This is a genomic window from Pseudoblastomonas marina (assembly GCF_034374265.1).
Classification (GTDB): domain Bacteria; phylum Pseudomonadota; class Alphaproteobacteria; order Sphingomonadales; family Sphingomonadaceae; genus Alteriqipengyuania_A; species Alteriqipengyuania_A marina.
The window spans coordinates 2,395,828-2,418,971 of record NZ_CP139718.1 but is presented as its reverse complement, the minus strand read 5'-3'; the positions used below and the strand labels follow the sequence as shown (position 1 = coordinate 2,418,971).

Annotated in this window: 25 protein-coding genes and 1 pseudogene; 8 read left to right on the top strand and 18 right to left on the bottom strand. The window is 65.7% G+C overall.

Going from position 1 to position 23,144, the window contains the following annotated elements:
• Window positions 1-7: 7 nt before the first annotated feature.
• The 9 genes from T8S45_RS12035 to T8S45_RS11995 all read right to left on the bottom strand — a co-directional run bounded on the left by T8S45_RS12035 (window position 8) and on the right by T8S45_RS11995 (window position 8,308).
• The gene (locus T8S45_RS12035; protein WP_322293902.1) at window positions 8-520 is read right to left on the bottom strand and encodes an SUF system Fe-S cluster assembly protein; all 513 of its coding nucleotides are present in this window, start codon (window positions 518-520) and stop codon (window positions 8-10) included.
• Window positions 517-1,746: a cysteine desulfurase gene (locus T8S45_RS12030; RefSeq protein WP_322293901.1), complete on the bottom strand. Its 1,230-nt coding sequence runs from the start codon at window positions 1,744-1,746 to the stop codon at window positions 517-519. Before T8S45_RS12030 ends, T8S45_RS12035 begins: the two co-directional genes overlap by 4 nt.
• The gene (locus tag T8S45_RS12025) at window positions 1,743-2,513 is read right to left on the bottom strand and encodes a SufD family Fe-S cluster assembly protein (protein ID WP_188642961.1); all 771 of its coding nucleotides are present in this window, start codon (window positions 2,511-2,513) and stop codon (window positions 1,743-1,745) included. The genes T8S45_RS12030 and T8S45_RS12025 overlap by 4 nt, the downstream gene beginning before the upstream one ends.
• Window positions 2,510-3,259, bottom strand: a complete 750-nt coding sequence (gene sufC / locus T8S45_RS12020) for a Fe-S cluster assembly ATPase SufC (protein WP_322293900.1) — start codon at window positions 3,257-3,259, stop codon at window positions 2,510-2,512. The genes T8S45_RS12025 and sufC overlap by 4 nt, the downstream gene beginning before the upstream one ends.
• An 87-nt stretch (window positions 3,260-3,346) precedes the next feature.
• Entirely contained in the window at window positions 3,347-3,679 is a 333-nt protein-coding gene (locus tag T8S45_RS12015; protein ID WP_322293899.1) for a hypothetical protein, read from the bottom strand.
• On the bottom strand, window positions 3,676-4,221 hold the full coding sequence (locus tag T8S45_RS12010) for an endonuclease domain-containing protein (protein ID WP_322293898.1): 546 nt from the start codon (window positions 4,219-4,221) through the stop codon (window positions 3,676-3,678). The genes T8S45_RS12015 and T8S45_RS12010 overlap by 4 nt, the downstream gene beginning before the upstream one ends.
• On the bottom strand, window positions 4,218-5,714 hold the full coding sequence (gene sufB / locus T8S45_RS12005) for a Fe-S cluster assembly protein SufB (protein WP_322293897.1): 1,497 nt from the start codon (window positions 5,712-5,714) through the stop codon (window positions 4,218-4,220). The genes T8S45_RS12010 and sufB overlap by 4 nt, the downstream gene beginning before the upstream one ends.
• A complete protein-coding gene (locus T8S45_RS12000; RefSeq protein ID WP_188642956.1) occupies window positions 5,711-6,121 on the bottom strand; it encodes an SUF system Fe-S cluster assembly regulator in 411 nt (136 codons plus the stop codon). The genes sufB and T8S45_RS12000 overlap by 4 nt, the downstream gene beginning before the upstream one ends.
• Before the next feature lie 354 nt (window positions 6,122-6,475).
• Window positions 6,476-8,308 carry a DUF885 domain-containing protein gene (locus T8S45_RS11995; RefSeq protein ID WP_322293896.1) on the bottom strand — a complete coding sequence of 611 codons (1,833 nt, stop codon included), beginning with the start codon at window positions 8,306-8,308 and terminating at the stop codon, window positions 6,476-6,478.
• A gap of 93 nt (window positions 8,309-8,401) precedes the next feature.
• On the opposite strand from T8S45_RS11995, the gene T8S45_RS11990 reads away from it, so the two are divergent.
• From T8S45_RS11990 to T8S45_RS11980, 3 genes are all read left to right on the top strand, one after another.
• Window positions 8,402-9,430 carry a quinone-dependent dihydroorotate dehydrogenase gene (locus tag T8S45_RS11990; RefSeq protein WP_188642954.1) on the top strand — a complete coding sequence of 343 codons (1,029 nt, stop codon included), beginning with the start codon at window positions 8,402-8,404 and terminating at the stop codon, window positions 9,428-9,430.
• Window positions 9,431-9,440: 10 nt separating this feature from the next.
• Window positions 9,441-11,150: a gamma-glutamyltransferase gene (gene ggt / locus T8S45_RS11985; RefSeq protein WP_322293895.1), complete on the top strand. Its 1,710-nt coding sequence runs from the start codon at window positions 9,441-9,443 to the stop codon at window positions 11,148-11,150.
• 96 nt (window positions 11,151-11,246) lie between these two features.
• Window positions 11,247-13,076, top strand: coding sequence for an AMP-dependent synthetase/ligase (locus T8S45_RS11980; RefSeq protein WP_188642952.1), 1,830 nt, complete (start codon window positions 11,247-11,249; stop codon window positions 13,074-13,076).
• A 110-nt stretch (window positions 13,077-13,186) separates the two neighbouring features.
• Here the strand turns inward: T8S45_RS11980 and T8S45_RS11975 are convergent, their stop codons facing one another.
• The 4 genes from T8S45_RS11975 to T8S45_RS11960 form a co-directional block, all read right to left on the bottom strand.
• Window positions 13,187-13,702 carry a hypothetical protein gene (locus T8S45_RS11975; RefSeq protein WP_188642951.1) on the bottom strand — a complete coding sequence of 172 codons (516 nt, stop codon included), beginning with the start codon at window positions 13,700-13,702 and terminating at the stop codon, window positions 13,187-13,189.
• A gap of 70 nt (window positions 13,703-13,772) precedes the next feature.
• Window positions 13,773-14,555 carry a thiazole synthase gene (locus tag T8S45_RS11970; protein WP_188642950.1) on the bottom strand — a complete coding sequence of 261 codons (783 nt, stop codon included), beginning with the start codon at window positions 14,553-14,555 and terminating at the stop codon, window positions 13,773-13,775.
• Between the two features lie 3 nt (window positions 14,556-14,558).
• Window positions 14,559-14,768 (bottom strand): sulfur carrier protein ThiS, encoded by a 210-nt coding sequence (thiS, locus tag T8S45_RS11965; RefSeq protein ID WP_322293894.1) that lies wholly within the window; start codon window positions 14,766-14,768, stop codon window positions 14,559-14,561.
• Window positions 14,769-14,789: 21 nt separating this feature from the next.
• Window positions 14,790-15,158 (bottom strand): MerC domain-containing protein, encoded by a 369-nt coding sequence (locus T8S45_RS11960; RefSeq protein ID WP_188642948.1) that lies wholly within the window; start codon window positions 15,156-15,158, stop codon window positions 14,790-14,792.
• A gap of 110 nt (window positions 15,159-15,268) precedes the next feature.
• On the opposite strand from T8S45_RS11960, the gene T8S45_RS11955 reads away from it, so the two are divergent.
• The 5 genes and pseudogenes from T8S45_RS11955 to rpsI all read left to right on the top strand — a co-directional run.
• On the top strand, window positions 15,269-16,303 hold the full coding sequence (locus tag T8S45_RS11955) for a COX15/CtaA family protein (protein ID WP_322293893.1): 1,035 nt from the start codon (window positions 15,269-15,271) through the stop codon (window positions 16,301-16,303).
• A gap of 3 nt (window positions 16,304-16,306) precedes the next feature.
• On the top strand, window positions 16,307-16,618 hold the full coding sequence (cutA, locus tag T8S45_RS11950) for a divalent-cation tolerance protein CutA (protein ID WP_322293892.1): 312 nt from the start codon (window positions 16,307-16,309) through the stop codon (window positions 16,616-16,618).
• The gene (locus tag T8S45_RS11945; RefSeq protein WP_322293891.1) at window positions 16,594-17,361 is read left to right on the top strand and encodes a hypothetical protein; all 768 of its coding nucleotides are present in this window, start codon (window positions 16,594-16,596) and stop codon (window positions 17,359-17,361) included. Before cutA ends, T8S45_RS11945 begins: the two co-directional genes overlap by 25 nt.
• A gap of 155 nt (window positions 17,362-17,516) precedes the next feature.
• Window positions 17,517-17,996 (top strand): 50S ribosomal protein L13, encoded by a 480-nt coding sequence (rplM, locus tag T8S45_RS11940; protein WP_188642944.1) that lies wholly within the window; start codon window positions 17,517-17,519, stop codon window positions 17,994-17,996.
• A 248-nt stretch (window positions 17,997-18,244) separates the two neighbouring features.
• Window positions 18,245-18,760, top strand: a pseudogene (rpsI, locus tag T8S45_RS11935) (30S ribosomal protein S9); the annotation flags it as partial.
• 60 nt (window positions 18,761-18,820) lie between these two features.
• On the opposite strand, the gene T8S45_RS11930 reads toward rpsI, so the two are convergent.
• From T8S45_RS11930 to T8S45_RS11910, 5 genes are all read right to left on the bottom strand, one after another.
• Window positions 18,821-19,678, bottom strand: coding sequence for a metallophosphoesterase family protein (locus T8S45_RS11930; RefSeq protein ID WP_322293890.1), 858 nt, complete (start codon window positions 19,676-19,678; stop codon window positions 18,821-18,823).
• Window positions 19,671-20,513, bottom strand: a complete 843-nt coding sequence (locus tag T8S45_RS11925; RefSeq protein ID WP_322293889.1) for a diacylglycerol kinase family protein — start codon at window positions 20,511-20,513, stop codon at window positions 19,671-19,673. The genes T8S45_RS11930 and T8S45_RS11925 overlap by 8 nt, the downstream gene beginning before the upstream one ends.
• 52 nt (window positions 20,514-20,565) lie before the next feature.
• Window positions 20,566-20,844, bottom strand: a complete 279-nt coding sequence (locus T8S45_RS11920) for a hypothetical protein (RefSeq protein WP_188642941.1) — start codon at window positions 20,842-20,844, stop codon at window positions 20,566-20,568.
• Between the two features lie 293 nt (window positions 20,845-21,137).
• A complete protein-coding gene (locus T8S45_RS11915) occupies window positions 21,138-21,872 on the bottom strand; it encodes a LytR/AlgR family response regulator transcription factor (RefSeq protein WP_188642940.1) in 735 nt (244 codons plus the stop codon).
• Window positions 21,865-23,079, bottom strand: coding sequence for a sensor histidine kinase (locus tag T8S45_RS11910; RefSeq protein ID WP_188642939.1), 1,215 nt, complete (start codon window positions 23,077-23,079; stop codon window positions 21,865-21,867). The genes T8S45_RS11915 and T8S45_RS11910 overlap by 8 nt, the downstream gene beginning before the upstream one ends.
• Window positions 23,080-23,144: the final 65 nt, after the last annotated feature.

Sequence of the window (23,144 nt, the reverse complement as noted above, 5' to 3'; positions counted from 1 at the left end):
CAGCACCTTATAGCATACCGAGTTCGAGGCGCGCCTCGTCGGTCATCTTGTCGGGGCCCCAGGGCGGATCCCAGACGAGATCGACCTCGGCATGACGCACGCCCGGGACCGAGCCCGCGCGCAGTTCGACTTCGCCCGGCATCGTCTCCGCGACCGGGCAATTCGGCGTGGTGAGCGTCATGATCACCTTTACGTCCGACTCGTCCGAAACTTCGACACCGTAGATCAGGCCGAGATCGTAGATGTTGACCGGGATTTCGGGGTCGTAGATTTCCTTGAGCGCGTCCACGACCTTCTGCTGCAACTCTCCGCCATCGCCTGTGGTCGGCGCGGCTTCGGGCTGCTTGTCGAGGAAGCCGGCGAGGTAATCGCGCTTGCGCTCGAACTTCTCACCCGCGCTCTCCGAGGGCGCGTCGTCGTCGACCGCATCCGAAACGCGTGCACGCGGCGGTTTGGGCGGCATCATGTCCGCCTGGTCGAGCGGCGAGGGCGCCGCGACGTAATCCTTGTTGTCGCTCATCCGAAAATCCTGAGTGTTCTCTCGATCCCGCGCATCAGCGCGTCGATATCGCTTTCGTCGTTGTAGAGGCCGAAACTGGCGCGCGCGGTGGCGCTGACGCCGAGATGTTCCATCAGCGGCTGCGCGCAATGATGGCCGGCACGGATCGCGACGTCTTCCTCGTCCAATATGGTGCCCAGATCGTGCGGGTGAACCCCGTCGAGCGCGAAACTTACGATCCCGGCGCTTTTTTCGGGGCCGAACAGCGTCACCTTGTTGGTGTCGCGCAGCGCCGCGCGCGCCTTGGTTGCAAGGTTGCTTTCATGCTCGAACAGGCGTTCCATGCCGCCGGAGCCACAGACGCTGTCGACATAATCGATCGCCGCGTGGAGCGCGATCGCCTCGGTGATCATCGGCGTACCCGCCTCGAACCGCTGCGGCGGCGGGGCATAGGTGGTCTTTTCGAACGAGACCTTGTCGATCATCGCGCCGCCACCGTGCCACGGCGGCATCGCGTCGAGCAGTTCTTCGCGCGCCCAGAGCACGCCGATCCCGGTCGGACCGTAGAGCTTGTGGCCCGAAAAGACGTAGAAATCGCAGTCGAGCTCATCCATTGCCAGCCGCATGCGGGGCGCGGCCTGGCAGCCGTCGAGCAGCAGCTTCGCGCCGACCGCATGCGCAGCCTTCGCCGCGCGTTTCGCGCCGAGCACTGAACCGAGCACGTTCGAGACATGGGCGAGCGCGACGAGCTTGTGGCGCTCGGTCAAATTGGCTTCGAGCCAATCGAGATCGATCAACCCGTCCTCGGTCAGCGGGCAGACGTCGATTTGCGCGCCCACGCGCTCGGCGAGCATCTGCCACGGGACGATGTTCGAATGGTGCTCGAGCGTGGATAGCATGATCCGGTCGCCCGCGCCGATATTGGCCGCACCCCACGTCTGCGCGACGAGGTTGATCCCCTCGGTCGCGCCGCGCACGAACACGATCTCGTTCTCGCTTTTCGCACCGATGAAGTCCGCCACCCGCTTGCGCGCGGCTTCGTAGCCCAGCGTCATCTGCGCCGAGCGATTATAGACCCCGCGATGGACGGTGGCGTAATCGCTTCCCAGCGCCCGGCTCATCGCGTCGATCACTGCCAGCGGCTTCTGCGCCGAGGCGGCGGTGTCGAGATAGTGCCACGGCTTGCCGCCCGCGGTGACGAGGCCTGGAAAATCCGCCTTGCGGTCGAGGACTGGGGCGGTGCTCACAAGTGCCGGTCCAGCTTGTCGAGCGCGGCCTGCATCAGCGCCTCGCGTTGCTCCTCGTCGTCGAGCGCGACGAAGGCGTCGCCGATAAAGGCCTGCACCAGCAGCCTCCGCGAAAGATCGGGCGAGAGCCCGCGCGAAGCCATGTAGAAGCGTGCGCTTTCGTCGAGCTGGCCGATCGCGGCTCCGTGGGCGCATTTGACGTCGTCGGCGAAGATCTCGAGTTGCGGCACCGAGTTCACGCTCGCGCCCTTTTCAAGCAGCAGGCCCTTGAAGCTTTGCGCGGCGTCGGTCTTCTGCGCATTGCGCACGACGTCGATCCGGCCGAGGAAATTGCCCGTGCCCTTGCCCCAGTGGACCGAACGCACGGTCTGGTTGCTGGTCGCCTCGGGTTCCTCATGCGCCATCCGGGTGACGAATTCGCGCGTCGTCTCGCGCCCGCCGACGGTCACGCCGCCGAGCTCGAAATGGCTCCCTCGCGCCAGCGTCACGACCACTTCGACGCGGCCAAGCCGCCCGGCCGCAATCAGTCCGAACAGTTCGCAGCGCGCGCCTTCGCCGAGCCGCACGCGAAGGCGATGCAGCACGGTCTCGTCGGGACCGGTGTTCTCGTCAGTGATCGCTATGACGTCGCGGAAGCTCTCGCCCGCGGGCACCTCGATGTCGCGCCAGTCGTCGAAGGTGGACAGGTCCATCCCTTCGAGCGCGGCGACATCGGAATAGCGCCAGGCCTCGTCGCGAGTGGTGGGGAGAATCAGGGCTTCGGTCATGCCGTCTCCATGACCCGATCGTAGCCCTCTTCCTCGAGCTGCATGGCGAGTTCGGGCCCGCCGGTGCGCACGATGCGCCCGTCGCTTAGAATCGAGACCTTGTCGGGCTTCACCACTTCGAGCAGGCGCTGATAGTGGGTGATCAGCAGCACGCCCTTGTCGGGCTGGCGCATGATCGCGTTGATCCCATCGCCCACCACGCGCAGCGCATCGATGTCGAGCCCGCTATCGGTCTCGTCGAGAACGGCGAATTGCGGGTCGAGAATACCCATCTGGACCATCTCGGCGCGCTTCTTCTCGCCGCCCGAAAAGCCGACGTTCACGTGCCGCTTGAGCATGTCCATGTCGAGCTTGAGCAGCCCCGCCTTCTCCTTGGCGAGCTTGAGGAACTCCCCGCCGGTCAGCTTCTCCTCGCCGCGCTCCTCGCGCTGGGCGTTCAAGGCCTCGCGCAGGAACTGGACGTTGGAGACGCCGGGAATCTCGACCGGGTACTGGAAGCCGAGGAACAGGCCGGCGGCGGCGCGCTCGTGCGGTTCGAGATCGAGCAGGTCCTTACCGCCGAACGTCACCGAACCGTCGGTCACTTCGTAGCCCGGGCGGCCGCCCAGCACATAGGCGAGCGTCGACTTGCCCGCGCCGTTGGGGCCCATGATCGCATGGACCTCGCCCGGCTGCACTTCGAGCGTCAGCCCCTTGAGGATGGCCTTGCCGTCAATTTCGGCGTGGAGGTTTTCAATCTTGAGCATCGGAATCTTTCTTGTGCGCCATCGCGATCGCGACGGTGGTCGCGATGATGGCGAGGAGTGGGAGGACGATGGCGATGGTCTTCGGTGTCATCCGCGCAGCCCGGTAAAATTGGCGATCGCGACGGCGATCTCGTCGTTGAGATTGCGGATCGCCTGGCGTTCCGCGCGTTCGGCCTGCCTGCCGACCAGGCCCTTGCGCGCCCTGGTCACGCGTTCGGTGCGCACGCGCTTGATTTCGACCCCGCACAGCGCGCGTACCGCGACGATGGCGGCAAGCAGCTCGGTGTGCGGGTGGTTGATCGAACCGGCCGAGAGGCAAGCCCGCAACCGCTCTTCTGCGCGCGTATTGTCGGTCGCCGATGCGGGCATAGTGACGCTCGCCGCCAGAGCCGCGGAGAGCAAGAGCATAAGACGCTTCATTGCTCGCCCCCGCTCTCGTCGGTGGCTTGGGTTGGACTTTCGGGCGCCGGGCGGTCGCGCTTGCCTTGCGCCCGGTGCGCGGCGCGGGCTTCGCGCTTGTCGGCGATGCGCATGCGCATGCCGGCGGTGATGCGCGGGAGCACGTCGTCGATCCGTTCGAGGATGTCCTCGGCCTTGATCCGCATCACGCGGATGCCGACCGCCTCGAGGCTCTTGTCGCGACGCTTGGCGAGCGTCTCGTTCTCGCCTTCCTCGTCGATATCGATCGCCATGCCGAGCTTGTGGCAGGCGAAATCGACGATCGCCGAGCCGACCACCGCGTGGCGCTTGAACGTATACGGCCCCATGTCCGCCTCGGCGAAGCGCTTGGCCAGCGCCTTGTGCGCATCGGAGGAAAAGCGCCGCATCTCGCGCGCCCGCTCGTGCAGCGCATCGAGCCGCTTCTCCGAAATCTCCCACCCGCGCCCCTTCTTCTTGATCGCGGGGGTGTCGTCGGACTGCTCGGAGGGATCGCGGAGCTGGAGGGTTTTGCGGTCGGTCATCCTACGCTCCCTTCGAGCGAGATCGCGAGCAGCTTCTGCGCCTCGACCGCGAATTCCATCGGCAGTTCCTTCAGCACCTCCTTCGCGAAGCCGTTGACGATCAGCGCCATCGCCTGCTCCTCGTCGAGCCCGCGCTGCATGGCGTAGAACAGTTGGTCGTCGCTGATCTTGCTGGTGGTGGCCTCGTGCTCGATCTGGGCGCTGGGATTCTTGACCTCGATATAGGGCACGGTGTGCGCGCCGCAGCGGTCGCCGATCAGCAGGCTGTCGCATTCGGTGCGGTTGCGCACGTTCTCGGCATTGGCCGCCACCGCCACGCGCCCGCGATAGGTGTTCTGCGATTGGCCCGCGCTGATGCCCTTGGAGATGATCGTGCTGCGCGTGCCGCTGGCATTGTGGATCATCTTGGTGCCGGTATCGGCCTGCTGGTGGTTGTTGGTCACCGCGACGGAATAGAATTCGCCCACGCTGTCCACGCCGTTGAGCACGCAGGAAGGGTATTTCCACGTCACCGCGCTGCCGGTTTCCACCTGGGTCCAGCTGATCTTGCTGCGCGCGCCCTGGCACAGGCCGCGCTTGGTGACGAAATTGTAGATCCCGCCGACACCCTCGGCATTGCCGGGATACCAGTTCTGCACGGTCGAATATTTGATCTCGGCATCGTCCATCGCGACCAGCTCGACCACCGCGGCGTGGAGCTGGTTCTCGTCGCGCATCGGCGCGGTGCAGCCTTCGAGGTAGCTAACGTAGCTCCCCTTCTCGGCGATGATCAGCGTCCGTTCGAACTGGCCGGTGTTCTCCGCATTGATGCGGAAATACGTGCTGAGCTCCATCGGGCAGCGTACGCCCTCGGGAACGTAGACGAAGGTGCCGTCGGAAAAGACCGCGCAATTCAAGGTGGCGAAGTAGTTGTCGCGTTGCGGCACGACCTTGCCGAGCCACTTCTTCACCAGCTCGGGATATTCGCGGATCGCCTCGCTGATCGACATGAAGATCACGCCGGCCTTGGTCAGCTCCTCGCGGAAAGTCGTGGCGACGCTGACGCTGTCGAATACCGCATCGACCGCGACCTTGCGCGCGCCCTTCACCCCGGCAAGCACTTCCTGTTCGGCAAGCGGGATGCCGAGCTTGTCGTAGACCGACTTGATGTCCGGATCGAGCTCGTCGAGCGATTCGAGCTCGGGCTTCTTCTTCGGTTCGGCGTAGTAATAGGCGTCCTGGTAATCGATCTTAGGATAGCCGAGCTTGGCCCAGTTGGGCTCTTCCATCTCCTGCCACAGGCGGAACGCCTTGAGCCGCCATTCGAGCATCCATTCGGGCTCTTTCTTCTTGGCGGAGATGTACTTCACCGTGTCCTCGGTGAGGCCCTTGGGCGCGAATTCGGTATCGATGTCCGAATGCCAGCCGAATTCGTATTCGGCGGCCTTCGCGGCGGCTTCCTTCGCTTCCCGGTCTTGCTCGGGGCGGTCCTGGACTTGGGTTTCTTCGGTCATGCAATTTCTCTCTGCTGCGCGAGTTGCGTCAGCGGAATATCGGCCAGCGCGCCGCGCAGGGCCTCGTTGATCAGCGGCCAGTGGGGGCGGACGGAGCAAGTGTGGTCGACCGCGCAGTCCTCGCCTTCGACGCAGGCCGTGAGCGCGATCGGGCCTTCGACCGCCTCGACGATATCGGCCATCGTGATCGCCGCCGCCGGGCGCGCGAGCTGCAATCCGCCGCCCGCGCCACGCGTCGAGCGCAGCAATCCCGCGGACGAAAGCTTGCTCACGAGCTTCTGCACCGTGGGGACCGGAAGCCCGGTTTCCGCCGCCAGCTCGCCCGCAGACGTTCGCCCCCCGCCGCAATGGCGGGCCGCGGCGCTCATCGTGACGATGGCGTAATCTGCAAGGTTGCTGAGGCGCATGCAGCCCAAATCGGAGCGAAACCGTCCGATTTCAACCAAAACCCGCCTGTTGCGAGTCGTTAGCGTTTAGTCCTCCGCTAGTCCTCCGCCCGCGCATCCGCGCGTGCGTCCTCGCAGCCATTCCCTTCGCTTCGCTGCGGGGCTGCTGCGGGCGGGCGGTCGCCCTTGCCTTGCGCTAGCCGCGCTGCGGACGACCGTCTCGATCGTATCCGCTTGGAGTCAGGCCAGCGATATCCGTCCTGAATTTGCGCGCGGTAGCGCGCACGCGTGCGACTGCACGCCGCGGCTTATGCCGCGAAGCCAAGCGGGCCGGATGGCCCGCGCCCGGCGTCTGAGGGGCTTAAAACAAACGAATCACTTCTCCGCCGCAATCCACGCGTCGACATTCTCCTCGAGGATGCTCAGCGGCACCGGGCCGTTGGTCAGCACGACGTCGTGGAATCCGCGAATGTCGAAGTCGGCGCCCAGTTCGGTGCGGGCACGTTCGCGCAGTTCCATGATCTTGAGCTTGCCGATCATGTAGGCGGTCGCCTGGCCCGGCATGACGATATAACGCTCGATCGCCTTGCGAATGTCGCCGTCGGGATTGGGGGTGTTGTCCTTGAGGTACTGGATCGCCCGTTCGCGGCTCCAGCGCTTCGAGTGGATGCCGGTATCCACCACCAGTCGACAGGCTCTCCACAGTTCCATCCCCAGCCGGCCGAAGTCCGAATAGGGGTCGTTGTAGAAGCCCATGTCCTTGCCCAGTTCCTCCGAATAGAGGCCCCAGCCTTCCGAATAGGCGGTCACGCCGCCGAACTGGCGGAAGGCGGGCAGGCCCTCGAGCTCGGTCTGGATTGCGAGTTGGAGGTGATGCCCGGGGATCGCCTCGTGATAGGCGAGCGCCTCGAGCTCGTTCTTGCTCATGTCCTTCAGATTGTAGAGGTTCACGTAATAGGTTCCGGGGCGCGAACCGTCGGGCGCCGGGCGTTGGTAGAACGCCTTGCCCGCGCTCTTCTCGCGAAACGCCTCGACCGGCTTGATGACAAACGGGGCTTCGGGAAGCGTGCCGAAATATTCGGGCAGCTTGGTCGTCAGGCGATCGACCGCGGCGCGCGCATCGGCCAGGTATTGCTCGCGCGTGTCGTAGAAGAAGCGGTCGTCGGTACGGGTGTATTCGAAGAAGTCCTGGAGGCTGCCCTCGAACCCGACCTGGTCCATGATGTCGCGCATCTCGCCGTGGATGCGGGCCACTTCGCGCAGGCCGATATTGTGGATCTGGTCGGCGGTGAGGTTGGTGGTGGTGTAGCTGGCAAGCAGCGCATCGTAATAGGCTGCGCCGTCATCGAACCGCCAGATACCGTCATCGGTGCCCGCGATCGCCTGCTGGCGCTCCATTTCGGCGAGGACGCGCTCATAGGCGGGGCGCGCTTCGCTGTGCCAAGCCGCAAGCGCCTGAGCCTTCAGTTCGGCCTTGTCTGCTGCGGAGATTTCGAGCGCGTCGACCTTGCCCGCGAAATCCTCGAGAATCGCGTTGTCGTCGCCCGCCCCGAGCAGGTTTTCGATATCGCTGATGACGTAGGCGTAGACGAATTTGGGCGGCATGACGCCATTGGCCGCGCGCTCGCGCGATTCAGCCGTCAGCGTGTCGAGTGCGTCGCCCATTTCCGCGATGCGGCTGACATAGGCCTCGGCATGGTCGCGGTTCGCGACCCGGTGGATATTGATCAGGAAGGCCGGACCCTGCGACTGCGCGCCGAACATCTGGTTGAATATGTAGCCGTTGTCGCGAAACGGGAACAGCGAGGCCGAGCGCGCCGCCTGGGCGAGGAACAGGCGATAGCTGAGCGCATCCTGCCCTTCGAGATCGGTAAGGTCGAACTCGCGCGCCAGCCGCGCGGCGTAATCCTGCTGCAGGCGTTCGGCCCGGATCTCGGCGGCATCGGACACATCGTCCCACTTGCCGTAATCCTCGTCGATGATGCCGCGATAGGATTTCGAGATCGGCGACATTTCGAGCTGCGCTTCGTCATAGGCCTCGAAGAACGCGGCGAGTTCCTCGCTCTGCTCGTCCTCGTCGCCGTCGATCGCATCGACCACGGCGTCGGCGATGGTATCCGCAGTGCGATCGATATCGTCGGCCGGGATCGTGGTGCAGGCGCCCAATGCGAAGGGCGCGGTGGCGGCGAGAAGGATCTTCTTGGTCATGGTTCTCTCCCTTGGGTTGCGGTCTCCATGCGGCTGTGCGCAGCGCTTGGCAACCGCATCGACAGGAAGCCGAGGGCGGACTAGGCCTTCTGCGTGATCTACAAACTGCTCCGCCCCGGCATCTTCACGCTCGACGCCGAGCGCGCGCACCGGCTGACGATCGAGACCCTCAAGCTTTCGCCGCTGCGCGGCCCGCAGGCAGCCGGAAACCTGGCCGTGGATGTTGCCGGGCTGCACTTTCCCAATCCGCTCGGCATGGCGGCCGGGTTCGACAAGGATGGAGAGGTGCCCGACGCCGTCCTCGGCCTCGGCTTCGGCTTCACCGAGATCGGCTCGCTGACCCCGCGCCCGCAGGCGGGCAATCCCAAGCCGCGCCTGTTCCGGCTCGAGAAGGACCGTGCGGTTATCAACCGCATGGGGTTCAACAATGGCGGGCTGCCGGCGGCGCTGCCACGGCTCGAGAAGCGCCACGGCAGGCCCGGCATCGTCGGCATCAATATCGGCGCGAACAAGGATTCGGACGACCGCATCGCCGATTACGCGGTGATGGCGCGCGCGGTCGCGCCCTATGCCTCCTATCTCGCGATCAACGTCTCCAGCCCCAACACGCCCGGCCTGCGCGCATTGCAGGACCCGCAGGCATTGGGTGCGCTGATCGACGGGGTGAAAGAGGCTGCCGGTGAAAACGCGCCGCCGGTGTTCCTCAAGGTCGCGCCCGACCTGCTACCAGCCGATATCGACGATATCGCGCGGCTGGCAATTGCCAAGCGGCTGGGCGCGCTGATCGTTTCGAACACCACCGTCGAACGCCCGAACCTCACATCGCGCGCGGCGGGAGAGGCCGGGGGTCTGTCGGGCGCTCCTCTGCGCGATCTCGCCCAGCAGCGAGTTCGCGATTTCCGCAAGGCGACCGGCGGCGCAGTGCCGCTCGTCGGGGTGGGCGGCATCGGTAGTGCCGAGGACGCCTGGGCGCGCATCCGCGCCGGGGCGAGCCTCGTCCAGCTTTACAGTGCGATGGTCTATGAAGGACCGGGGCTCGCAGCGCGGATCGTCGCCGGGCTCGAACGCCTCATGAAACGCGACGGCTTCTCTTCGATTGCCGAGGCGGTCGGAACCGAATAGCACCGCGCGCATGTTAAAGCGCCTCTTCGTCAGCATCGCCCCGCTCGCGCTCGTTTCCTGCGCGACGCTCCCCACCGAAACTGCGCCTCCCACCGATGTAGGCACCGTCGCCTCGGCCGATCCGCGCGCCGCCGAAGCGGGGATGGAAATGCTGCGACAGGGTGGCAGCGCGACCGATGCGGCGATCGCGACCATGCTCGCGCTCACCGTGGTCGAACCGCAGAGCTCGGGGATCGGTGGCGGCGGCTTCATGCTGCGCGGCCTGCCCGACGGTTCGGTCGAGAGTTTCGACGGGCGCGAGACCGCGCCCGCCGCGGCGGGCGCCGACTGGTTCCTCGACACCGAGGGCAAGGCCAAGAGCTATCGCGACGTCGTGCTGACCGGCCTCAGCGTGGGCGTGCCGGGAAATGTCGCACTCGCCAAGCTGGCGCACGACAAATACGGCAAGCTGCCGTGGGCGGCGCTGTTCGCGCCCGCAATCCGGCTGGCAGACGAGGGGTTCCTGATGAACCCGCGGCTCAACGGCTCGCTCGAGGGCAATATCGACCGTGCCGGGGCCGACCCGCTGATGCGCGCGACCTTTTACACCGAGGCGGGCGACCCCAGGCCGGTCGGTACGCGCATCCTCCGCCCCGAACTCGCCGCCAGCCTGCGCGCGATCGCCGCGCAGGGCCCCGAGGCGATGTATGGCGCGGAACCCGCGGCGGAACTGGCCGCGACCGTGGCCGCAGCTACCCCTCTCGCCGCCGGGATGACCCCCAGCGACGTTTCCTCCTACCGGGCCCGCGAGCGTGCGCCCGTCTGCGGGATCTATCGCAGCTATCGCATTTGCGGGATGGGCCCGCCGTCCTCGGGCGGGATCGCGGTGCTTGCCATGCTCGGTCAGCTCGAACGGTTCGACCTCGCCGCGCTCGGGCCGCGCAATCCGCAATTCTGGCACCTGTTCCTCGAATCCCAGAAGCTCGCCTATGCCGATCGCGAACTGTACACCGGCGACAGCGATTTCGTGTCGGTGCCGGTCGAAGGGCTGGTCGCACCCGATTATCTCGCGCGCCGATCGGCGCTGATCGATCCGGAACGCGCGCAGAGCTACGAGGCGGGCGTGCCCGAGGGCGCTCCCCAAGCACGCGCGGACGGCGACGAGCCGATCGAGAATGGCACCACCCATTTCGTCGTCACCGACAGCGCCGGCACCATGATCAGCTACACCTCGACGATCGAGGGCGGCTTCGGATCGGGCCTCCAGTTCGGCGGCTACTATCTCAACAACGAGTTGACCGATTTCAGCTTCTCGCCCGCCAAGGACGGCGTGCCCGTCGCCAACCGGGTCGAGGGCGGCAAGCGCCCGCGCAGCTCGATGGCACCGACGCTGGTGTGGGATCCCGCGGGACGCCCGTTCCTGATGATCGGCGCGGCGGGCGGATCGACCATCCCCGTCCAGGTCGCGCGCAGCATCATCGGCGTGATCGATTTCGGGATGTCGCTGGACGATGCACTCGCCCTGCCGCTGGCAATGGATTTCGGCCGGACGGTGGTAGTCGAGCAGGGCAGCTGGCTCGAGGCGCAGATCGGCGCGCTCGAGGCGCTCGGCCATCAGAACGTCCGCCCCGCCTCGCCGCCCTTCCGCGCGGTCGGTGCGATCCGCACGCCCGACGGCTGGCGCGGGCGCCATGATCCGCGGCTCGACGGGATTCTCGATCCGTCCCAAAAGGGGGCCTGACTTGCCGCTGTTCGAACGAGCGACTATCCCCACCCTCCTTGGCTAAGCGCCCGACGGGCGACGCAAAAAACACAAACAGCGAGGAGTTCCTCCCCGGTGCAGCTGTCCGATTTCGACGAGGCGCAGAACCTCGTAGAGCTATTCCTGAAACGCGCCGATGCGCGCGGCGAAACGCCGTTCCTGTGGGCCAAGCACGAGGGCGAATGGCAACCGATCAGCTGGGCCGAGGCGGCGCGGCAAGTCTGCCTGCTGGCCGAAGGCCTGCGCAAACTCGGCCTCAAGGAAGGCGATCGCGTCATCCTCGTTTCGGAAAACCGCCCGAAATGGTGCATCGCGGACCTCGCGATCATGGCCGCGGGCTGCATCACCGTGCCCGCCTACGTCACCAATACCGAGCGCGACCACACGCATATCATCGAGGATTCGGACGCCCGCGCGGTCATCGTTTCGAACGAGAAGCTCGGCAAGGCGCTGTTGCCCGCCGTGCTCAACACTGACCGGGTCGGTCACGTCATCACGATCGACACTTTCCGCATGCCGCAATTGGGAATCGAGACCGATTGCCACGCGTGGGACGACGTCGCGAGCGGCGACGTCGCGGCCGCGCGCGAAGCCGTCGACGCGCGGATCGCGGGCATCAAGCGCGGCGATACCGCCTGCATCATCTACACCTCGGGCACCGGCGGCGCACCGCGCGGCGTGCTCCAGCATCACGGCATGATCCTGATGAACGTGGCCGGCGCAGCGGAAATCCTCGCGCACGATTTCGGCTGGGAGGACGAAGTGTTCCTCTCTTTCCTGCCGCTGAGCCACGCCTACGAACACACCGGCGGCCAGTTCCTCCCGATCGGGATGGGTGCGCAGATCTACTACGCCGAGGGGCTCGAGAAACTCGCCTCGAATATAGAAGAGGTGCGTCCCACCATCATGGTCGTCGTTCCGCGCCTGTTCGAAGTGCTGCGCACGCGGATCATGAAGCAGATCGAGAAGCAGGGGCGCCTCCCCAATCTGCTGATGGACCGCGCGCTGTCGATCGGCGAGAAAAAGGCGCAAGGGCGTGAGAGCCTCCTCGACAAGCCGATGGACCTGATCCTCGAGAAGACGCTCCGGCCCAAGATCCGCCAGCGCTTCGGCGGACGGATGAAAGCGATGGTTTCGGGCGGGGCGCCGCTCAATCCCGAAATCGGCGTGTTCTTCGATGCGATGGGCCTGACCATGCTGCAGGGCTACGGCCAGACCGAGGCCGGCCCGGTGATCAGCTGCAATCGCCCCAGCGTCGGGTTGAAGATGGACACGGTCGGTCCGCCGATGAAGGGCGTTGAGTGCCGGATCGCCGAGGACGGCGAGATCCTCGTGCGCGGCGAGCTCGTGATGCAGGGTTATTGGCGCAACGAAGCCGAAACCGCGCGCACGCTCAAGGTCGACCCCGCCGATCCCGAGGGCGGGCCGTGGCTCCATACGGGCGATATCGGTCACCTCGACGAGCGCGGCCGGATCAAGATCACCGATCGCAAGAAGGACATGATCGTCAACGACAAGGGCGACAACGTGGCACCCCAGCGGATCGAGGGCATGCTGACGTTGCAGCCCGAAATCGCGCAGGCAATGGTGTTCGGGGACCGCAAGCCGCACCTCGTCGCGCTGATCGTGCCCGACGCGGAGTGGATGGCGGACTGGTGCAAGGCGCAGGGCAAGAAGTTCGACTGCTCCGAACTGCCGAACCTGCCCGAATTCCAGCGCGCGATCCGCACCGCGATCGACCGCGTGAACAAGGATCTCTCGGTGGTCGAAAAGGTCCGCAAATACGCCTTCGCCGACGAGCCCTTCTCGATCGAAAACGAGGAGATGACCCCCAGTCTCAAGATCCGCCGGCACAAGCTGAAAGAGCGCTACGGCGACCGGCTGGCCGGGCTCTATCGAAGCTGACGACGATCAAGCACGCGGCAGCGTGCACAAGCGGGACTGCGCGGCGGACGGTTGAACCGAAGCCAAGCGGGCGGGAGAGCCCGCGGCCGGCGCTTGAAGACCAAAGAAGGTTACGCGACCTCTTTTTCTACCCATTCGGGATAGAAGCACGGCGCCTGGGTCGACCAGCCGGGCGCGGTCGCCGCGGCTTCGCTCAGCGACTGGAGCAGGTCCTTGCGGCGTTCGGGCTCGATCTGCGGCAGCGCACTCGCGGCGCAGAAGGCGGCGGGCAGCCACGGGCGCACTTCGGCACCGAGCAGGCGTTCGTAGAGAAAGCGATAGGCCGAGAAGCTCTCGATCGCGCCCTGCGACAAATCGAACAGCGTCAGCTGCATCAGCACGCCCATGAACGAATCGAGTCCGACCAGCGCCAGCGTATCGGGATGCGCGGCGCGCAGTTCGTCGAGACGATCATAGGCAGCGATATGGCCGCGAAGTGCGTCCTCGGCATCCTGCCGTCCGCCCCACTCGACCATCACGTCGCACCGGCCGAGCCCGATATCGAGCGCGCGCTCGATATAGCGCTGTTCGGCGGGCGAGAAGCTGGCGAATTCGCGCAGCTCGGCGATGGTCAGTGCGGCTTCCATAGTGGCTCCTCGACGGACGATTCGCGCGCCCGTTTAGAGCTATTTATCCCCGCTATGGTTAGCGAAGGGTTTATATGAGTCCGGCCAGCGGCGAACTCGGATCGGCATACTTCCGCGTGGCCATGCGGCCCGCCAGGTAGGCATCGCGGCCTGCTTCGACCGCCAGTTTCATCGCGCGCGCCATCCGGATCGGGTCCTTGGCCTCGGCGATCGCGGTGTTCATGAGCACGCCGTCACAGCCCAGTTCCATCGCCACCGCAGCATCGCTTGCCGTACCGACGCCCGCGTCGACCAACACCGGCACCTTGGCACCTTCGACGATCAGGCGGATCGTTACCCGGTTCTGGATCCCGAGTCCCGATCCGATCGGCGCGCCGAGCGGCATGATCGCGACTGCGCCCGCTTCTTCCAGTTGCTGCGCAGCGATCGGATCGTCGGCGCAGTAAACCATCGGCTTGAAGCCCTCGTTGGCGAGCACTTCGGTCGCCTTCAGCGTTTCGCGCATGTCGGGATAGAGCGTCCGCGCCTCGCCCAGCACTTCGAGCTTGACCAGGTCCCAGCCGCCCGCTTCGCGCGCCAGCCGCAGCGTCCGGATTGCATCGTCGGCGGTGAAGCAGCCGGCGGTGTTGGGGAGGTAGGTGACTTCCTTGGGATCGATGTAGTCGGTCAGCATCGGCGCGGAGGGATCGGACACGTTCACCCGGCGCACGGCGACGGTGACGATCTCCGCCCCGCTCGCTGCCAGCGCGGCGGCGTTCTGCTCGAAATCCTTGTACTTGCCGGTCCCCACGATGAGGCGCGAGTTGAAGGTGCGCCCGGCGACGCTCCAGCTGTCGGTAGTCTTGTCGGTCACGTACTATCCTCCGCCCACGAAGTGGACGATTTCGATCTGGTCGCCTTCGGCGAGCGGTGTGTCGGCATGGGCCGAGCGCGGCGCGATGACGCGATTGCGTTCGACCGCGACCCGCTTGGGATCGAGTTCGAGCGCGCGCAGCAGGTCGAGCACGCTGCCCGGGGCAACGCGTTTCGATTCGCCATTGACGGTGATGTTCAATTGGTCGGCCATATGGACGCGCGATGTGGGGGATCAACGCGCGCGGCGCAAGTTGCTCCAGTGCGCAAAGGCGAGCAGGACGACGCCGACGATCGTGAGGCCCGCCTCGACCGGGCCGTGATCGGCCATCAGCGCGAGCGCCATCAGGCAAAGGCCGAACGCCGCCGGTAGCAAGACCCCGAAGCGTCGATGCCGGGCGACCCCGATCCCCAGGCCGACGATGCCGAGGGCCACGGCGAGCGCGAGGCCGGCCTCGTGGAACACCGGCGACAAGAGCAGACCGCCGAACGCCCCGGCCAACACCAGCGCAAGCACGCAATGCGTGGCGCACAGCGCGGACAGCGCGATGCCCGCGCGATCGAGGCGCTTGCGGATGGGAGAACGGGTCGGAAGGGTGGCCATGACTGGTCCGCTAGATATGTTACATTGTATCATAACGCAAGGGAGGGAATCGGTTCCCGCTCCGCTTCCGCCTCTTGCCTTGTCGGGCGTGCCGCTCCAATCACTTCGACATGACTGCGCTCAATCCGCCGACCGCTCGCCCCAATGCCCTTGCCACCTGGTTGGTCTGCGTCGCCGCAATGGTGCTCGTGATGGTCACGATTGGCGGGATCACGCGCCTGACCGAATCCGGCCTGTCGATCGTCGAATGGGAACCGGTTGCGGGTACGCTGCCGCCGCTGACGCAGGACGCGTGGGAAGCCGAGTTCGAGGCCTACAAGCAGATCCCCGAATATATCGAGGTCAACGGCCCGGCAGGGATGGATCTGGCCGCGTTCAAGAAGATCTATTTCTGGGAGTGGTTCCATCGTTTGTGGGGGCGGTTGATCGGGTTGGCTTTCGCGCTGCCGCTGGCGTGGTTCTGGGCGCGCAAGGCGATCCCGCAGGGATACAAGCCGCGGCTGATCGCGCTCCTGGCGCTGGGTGCATTGCAGGGTGCCGCGGGCTGGTGGATGGTCACCTCGGGGCTCTCCGAGCGGACCGATGTCAGCCATTTCCGCCTCGCAACGCATCTGATGATCGCGCTGTTTACTCTCGGAGGGCTGGTCTGGACCGCGCTCGACCTCAAGCAGCTCGCACGCGACCCTGCCGCCGAAAATGCGCGCGTAACCGGGTTCGCAGCCGTGGTGCTCGTCGCGCTTGCCGTGCAGATCCTGCTCGGCGCCTGGGTCGCGGGGCTCGACGCCGGCTATGTCGCGCGCGACTGGCCGCTGATGAACGATGCGTTCTGGCCCGCGGGGATCGACTGGTCGAGCGGCTGGTGGTTCGCCTTCACCCATGACCCGTTCCTGCTTCACTTCCTCCACCGCTGGTGGGCGTGGGCCGTGGTCGTGTTGCTGGTGGTAATGGCACGGCGGGTGAAGCGAATGGGTATGCGGCCGGCATCGATCGCGATCCACTCGAGCTTCGGCACGCAAATCCTGCTCGGAATTGCCACCGTGATGACGGGCATGGCCTTCGCGCTCGCAGTGCTGCACCAATTGGTCGGCGCGTTGGTGGTGGCATCGACCGCCTGGGGCGCGCATGTGCTCGGACGGAAGGACTGACCCGTGGCGGCCGCGATGATCTGGTGCCCCTTCGCCGATGAGGAGAGTGCGGCGAGTGCCGCCGGTATCTTGCTCGACGAGGAACTCGTCGCCTGCGCCAATATCCTTCCGCCGATGCGCTCGCTCTATCGCTGGGATGGCAAGCGCGGCGAGGGCCGCGAAACGGGCGTGCTGTTCAAGACCGACGGCAACCGGCGCGATGCCGCGATGGCACGGCTTGCCGAGGTGCATCCCTATGACGAACCGGCGATCATGTCGTGGGCCTGCGACGCGGCGCCGGGGACGGCCCAGTGGCTGGCAAGGGCCGGGGCGTGAAGGCGGCGGCGATACTCGCGCTGCTGGGTGCTATGGTCTTCGCAATGCCCGCGACCGCATTCGCGCAGGAACAGGGCGAGGCGGCGGGCGACAGCTTCGTCGAGGCGCTCGACGGACAAACCTTCCTCCTGTCGCGCACGGTTGCGCATGCCATGGCCGACGGGACCGAGATCTCGGTCACGCGGACCTATCGGGTGCGTCCGACGCCGGTCCCCGATGGCTGGCTCGTCGAGGGCGAATCGATCGCGGTGGAGGTCGACGCCCCGCCACAGCTAGCGGCGCTGGCCGAGATGGAACGTCGGCGGGACGACAGCGGGACGTTCCCGATGCGACTTGATCGCGACGGCATGCTCGCACCCCTTCCCGCTGCCCGTCCGACGGACAGCGAAACCGCACGCCAGGCAGGCGACCTGATTGCCGCGCGGATCGGCGAATCGGACGCCAGCGACGACCAGAAGCGCGCAGCCACTGCAATGGCGCGCGCACTCGTCGCGGCCGGTCAGGGAAAGCGCATCGCCTGGCCGGTCGACCTGTTTCGTCCGATCGCGGCGGAGCGGATCGAATCACTCGAGATCGAGGGCGGGACCGTGACCATCGCGCTGACGGCGCAGGCCGACCTCCAATCCGGCCTGATGCAACGCTTCGAGCGGCGCGTGACCACCCGAATATCGGGCAGCGAACGGGTGGTGCGCGAACACTGGGAACTGCGCCGCGATCAGGCCGAAAGCAGCACCGGCGAGTAGTGCGGTATTATTTTACCTCTCTGCTAAGCCGCAGTTTCGCTTGACTTGGGCGGCGTTTTGCCCAAATGGGCCGCTTCCCGCCGCATTGCAGCACGACCGGCTTCGCCCGTCCGCGCAGCCACGCTGCGGCGACACGGAATTTGCAAGGAAAAGTCATGAAGACGCTCAGCAAGACCACCCGGTCGATCAAGCCGGCCGAGGTCGAAAAGAAATGGCACCTGATCGACGCCGAGAACCTCGTCGTCGGACGGGTCGCGGCGATCATCGCCAACATCCTGCGCGGCAAGCACAAGCCGAGCTACACCCCGCATGTCGATTGCGGCGACCACGTCATCGTCATCAACGCCGACAAGGTCCGCTTCACCGGCAAGAAGATGAACGACAAGGTCTATTACAAGCACACCGGCTATGTCGGCGGCATCAAGGAAACGACCCCGGCCAAGATCCTCGAAGGCCGTTTCCCCGAGCGCGTGCTGGAAAAGGCCGTCGAGCGCATGATCCCGCGCGGTCCGCTGGGCCGTCAGCAGATGAAGGCGCTGCATCTCTACAACGGCACCGAACACCCGCATGACGGGCAGAACCCCGAGACGATCGACGTCGCGTCGATGAACCGCAAGAACAAGGCTCTCGTGTGATGGCTGACGAAAAGAACACCGAAGACAAGGTCGAGAAGACCGAAGTCGAGAAGAAGCCGGCCGCCAAGAAGGCTCCTGCCAAGAAGGCTGCCGATAAGAAAGCTCCGGCCAAGAAGACCGACGACGCCAAGGCCGAAGAGACCAAGGCTACGGAAGCCAAGACCGACGACGCCAAGGCCGACGAGCCGAAGGCCGAGGAAAAGGCCCCTGAAGAAAAGGTCGAAGAAAAGGCCGAAGAAAAGAAGGCCGACAAGGTCACCGATCTCGCCGACCTCAAGCAGGTCGCCGGCGATCGCGGTGAAGGCGACGCTACCGCTGCCGCCGCTGGTGCCGCCTCGGTTTCCGACGCGCCGCTGCGCGAGCAGGAAGTCGACGCCCAGGGCCGTGCCTATGCGACCGGTCGCCGCAAAGATGCCGTCGCGCGCGTCTGGCTCAAGCCGGGCACCGGCAAGGTCACCGTCAACGGCAAGGATCAGGAAGCCTATTTCGCGCGTCCGACCCTGCGCCTGATCATCAACCAGCCGTTCCAGATCACCGATCGTGCCGGTCAGTACGACATCGTCGCCACCGTCAAGGGCGGCGGTCTGTCGGGCCAGGCCGGTGCGGTGAAGCACGGCATTTCGCAGGCGCTGACCAAGTACGAGCCCGCGCTGCGCAGCACGGTAAAGGCCGCCGGCTTCCTCACCCGCGACAGCCGCGTGGTCGAGCGCAAGAAGTATGGTCGCGCCAAGGCCCGCCGCAGCTTCCAGTTCTCGAAGCGCTAAGTTTCGGAGCTACGAAAGACGAAGGGCGGCTCCGCGAGGAGCCGCCCTTTTTCGTTGCCGTCAGTGGACCGGCGGATCGGTCCGCGGGACATTGCCGACCGGCGCAACCGGATCCCCCGGCTCGCGCGGCGGACGCGCGTCTTCGGGCACATCCTCGATCAGCATGTCCTTGGTAGGTACGTCCTGCAGGTTGCGCACGCGGACGCGCAGTTCCTCGCCGTCCCAGGTGAGCTCGTTGAAGCTGGGTGGGGAGGAGCGCAGGCGCTGCGACAGCGTACCCGCACCGATCATGCGGACCTTGCCGTTGGGTGTGTCCTCAAGAATGTCGAAGGCGTCGTGGACATGCCCGCTCAGCACCGCGAGCACGTTGCGTCTGGCGAGTTCGGCGAGCGCCTTGTTGCCGCCATGGGTCAGCGCGGTGCCCGTGGTCCCCGCTTCGCGCAGCGGATGGTGGCAGGCGACCAGTACCCGGGTTCCCTCTGGCAAAGCATCGATCGCGGCGAGGCATTTTTCGAGCGCAGTGTCGGAGATCCAGCCCTTCGACCAGTTGAGCCGCGGCTGCATCCGCGCTGCCGTCTTCAGCGAGACGATCGCGAGGCCCGGCAGATCGATCTCGCGCTCGACCAAGCGGCGCATTCCCTTGAACCGTGCATAGGGATCGAACAGCCGTTCGATGGGGTTGAAGTAAGGCATGTCGTGATTCCCGACCTCGACCGTCACCGGGGCGTCGAGTGACAGGATCCAGTCCTTTGCCGCAGCGAATTCGGAATGCCGCGCGCGCATCGTCAGATCGCCCGTGATCGCGACCGCGGCAGGCTTGCGCGCTGCGATTTCGGCCGCGACCCAATCGAGTGCGCGGTTGTGTTCGAGCCCGAAATGGATGTCGGACAGGTGGAACAGCAGGGTCTCTTCAGCCATCGGCCATGGTCGCTAGCAGATCGACTTCGCACCGCGCCACCGCCAATTCCTCGCGCGGCCCGGCGGGGGCAGGTTCTCCGTCGAGCAGGAGCCCCATCGGCGCACCGTCGTCCGACTGGAGATGGACGCGCTCGAGCGGTCCGTATGTGTCGTGCGGGCCGTTGCGGAAATCGCGGGCGACAAGCGCGCCGAGCTGGACGATGAACTCGCCCGCATCGTCGGCGTGATAGGCATGGACATCGAGACCTTGTTCCGCGGGGAAAGCCTCGATCATCGGGTATCCCTCCTCGCGACCAATGGCGGGATCGACCAGCGCGATTCGCGCGCCGCCGGTGGTCTCGCCAAACGCCGCGACCGTGCCTGCGGCAATCCCGCCCATATCGATATCGCGCATCGCCTCGCGCACTTCGTTCCAGCTGGTGCCAGGCCCCGCCATCACGCCCGCCAACGCGTCGCCCTGGCCGGTGCGGATGATATTGGGGCGGATGCGGCGCGCCGCGCCGGTGCCGACCCGCTCCATGATCGTGCGCCAGTCGGTATCGCCGTGGAGCCGCTTGGACAGCAGGTTCATCGTGCCGCCGGGAAGGATCAGCACCGCACCGTTCCAGCCGTAGAGCCCCGTGACGGTGGCGTTCACCGTGCCGTCGCCGGCGTAGATCGCGAGCAGCTCATTCTCGTCGAGATCGTCGGGCCCGGGACAATCGTCGTCGGGAATGCGGATTTCCCGCGTCGCGCCGCAACCGAGCTCGGTCGCGTGCTCGAGGATCGCGTCGATGGCTTCGCGGTCGTAGCTTCCGCTGCGGCAATTGACGACGAGGGTGAAGGTCCGGTCCATGCACCTCAAACGCCGGAATGCGTTGCGGTTTCCCGGCCATGTGATCTGGCGGTCAGACCTTGCCCTTGAGGATCAGCCAGGCGGCGACAAAATTGAAAATGCTGTAGAAAAGATAGCCGATGACCCATCCGAGCGAGCCTTCCGCGGCAAGCAGCATTGCTCCGAGCAGGATGAGAAATTCGAGTCCGAGACTGAAGCGCCCTCCGAGCGCATTGTACCACGGCATCTGCGCCAGCGCGGGATGTCCGCTGGCGATCACCGCCTTGTGCGCGGCGAAGTTACCCACCCCGAGCGCGAACACGATCATCACTGGCAACGAGAATACCGGCATGACCCCAATGTAGCACATTCAATCGGCGGGGTGATGAACGCCTTTGGCCGGGCGAATCAGGCGCTTCGTCGACTGCGCGCGTCGCTGGTCGAACCGCGCTCCACCGCGCTGTCCCACCCGACTACATCACCATTTGACGGAATTCCCCCCAGACCCTCCGTCAGGCGCAGGACCGCTCCCCGTAACGAGCCTGCGCCTTGCGGCCCGGCTTCATTCAGTCCCGAAGCCGGGCCGCACCCGTTTCGAGGGCTCGATTTCGAACGGTGATACTGTAGGACGGCCGGGACCGCGGCTCAGCGGCCCGCCATCGCCTTGACCTTGGACAGGTAGGTGCGCCCGATACGCACATCCTCGCCGCCCTCGAGCTCGACCATCCACACGCCCAGCCCGTCGTGCCGCAATCCCTTGATCGCGGCCTTGGACAGGATCACCGACCGGTGGACGCGGATGAATCGCGCCGGGTCGAGCCGCTCCTCGAGGCCGGTTACGGTCTGCAGAAGCAGGTAGCTGCGGTCACCGACATGGAGCCGCACATAGTCGCGCTCGGCGTCGATCCGGCTGACATCGTCGACCGGAACGCGGAGCAGTTCCGAGCGGTGCGGGACCCACAATTCCTCGAGCCACTTGCTCTCGCTCTCGCTCTCCTCGCCGCGACGGGCGACGGCGCGATCGACCGCGCGTTCGAGCCGGTCGGCGGCGACGGGCTTGAGCACGTAATCGACAGCGTCGAGATCGAATGCCTCGACCGCGAAATGTTCGTGCGCGGTGACGAAGATCACTGCGGGGCGCTGCTCGAATTCCTCGATCGCGCGGGCGAGCGCGAGCCCGTCCATTCCCGGCATGGTCATGTCGAGAAGCAGGAGGTCGGGCTTCAGCGCTTCGATCAGCGAAAGACCCGCCTCGCCGTCATTGGCGGTGCCGACGACCTCGACCTGCGGCAGTTTCGCGCAAATCACTTGCAGGCGATCGATCGCCAGTGGTTCGTCGTCGACGAGCAGCGTGCGCAGGGTGTGGGACGTGTCAGCCATTTCGGCCTCCCGGAATGCGGATAATACTGGTCCAGCCGCGTTCACCATCGGGACCGGCGGTGAGCGAGGCGTCCTTTCCGAAGCGTGCCTGCAAGCGGTCGCGGACATTGGCGAGGCCGATGCCGAAGCCATTGCTTCCCGGCAACCCGGCTTCGCTGGCGCCGGTATCGGCGACCTTGAGGAGGAGGTCGTCGCCGTCACGATAGGCGGAAATTCGGATCGTCACCGGCGAAGTACTCGGTGCAACGCCGTATTTAACCGCGTTTTCGACCAGCGGCTGCAGGATCATGCCCGGCACGCGCTCTTCCTCGAGTTCCTGCGGCAAGTCGAACTCGGTCCGCAGCCTCTTCGGAAAACGGACCGATTCGATTTCGAGATAATGGCGCTGGAGGTCGATTTCGTCGGCGAGCTCGACATCGCCGGTCGGCTCCTCCGACAGCGAGTGGCGGTAGAAGTTCGAGATCGTCTGGATCATCTTCTCGGCCCGCTCGCCGCGCCCGGTCATGACCAGCGCGGACAGCGAATTGAGCGTGTTGAAGAGGAAATGCGGATTGACCTGATAACGCAGCGAACGGAGCTCGGCGGTACGTGCCGCCTCGCGAAACTCGCCCGCCTGGCGTTCGGCCGTCCGGGCCCGGACCCCGGCCAGCAGCGCGAAATAGATCGCCAGCCATGCGAGCAGCACGAAATAGGGGCCGAGCGAGGCCGCGACCAATTGTTGCCAGCGGGCATTGCCTTTGGGCGCTTCGACGATGGTGATCGTCCGCCCGGCGACCTCGACGTCGCCCTCCTCCTCGCTCGGCAGGTCGAGCAGGAGATTTCCCGCCTCGTCGAGCCGCAGCTGGACGCCCTGGGCTTCGCCGATTTTCTCGACCGCGCGTCCCTGGACCGGCGCGAACATCCGCTCGTTGGCATAGGCGATGCCGAGCGAAGCGGGGAGCGCGACGAGCAGGCCGATCACGACCTGGACGGTCGCCACCGATCGCCGAAGCGACCAGATCAGCAGCAGGAGCAACCCGGTAAAGCCGACCCCGACAAGGCAGACGATCGCGCGCCGCCAGACCAACTCGAGCTGAAGTTCAGATCCGAAGATCGTGCCGCGCAGCGTGGTGAGGAGGAAATAGCACAGCCAGATGCCGAGCATGGAAAGCAGGGCATGCTTCCACGGCAGCCGCGGCGGGGCCGGAGTTCGAACACTGTCCATCATCGAGTTTCTAGCGCCATTCCCTCGCATCCGCGCCCGGCTTGGTCGAACCGTGGCGGCGGTTTATC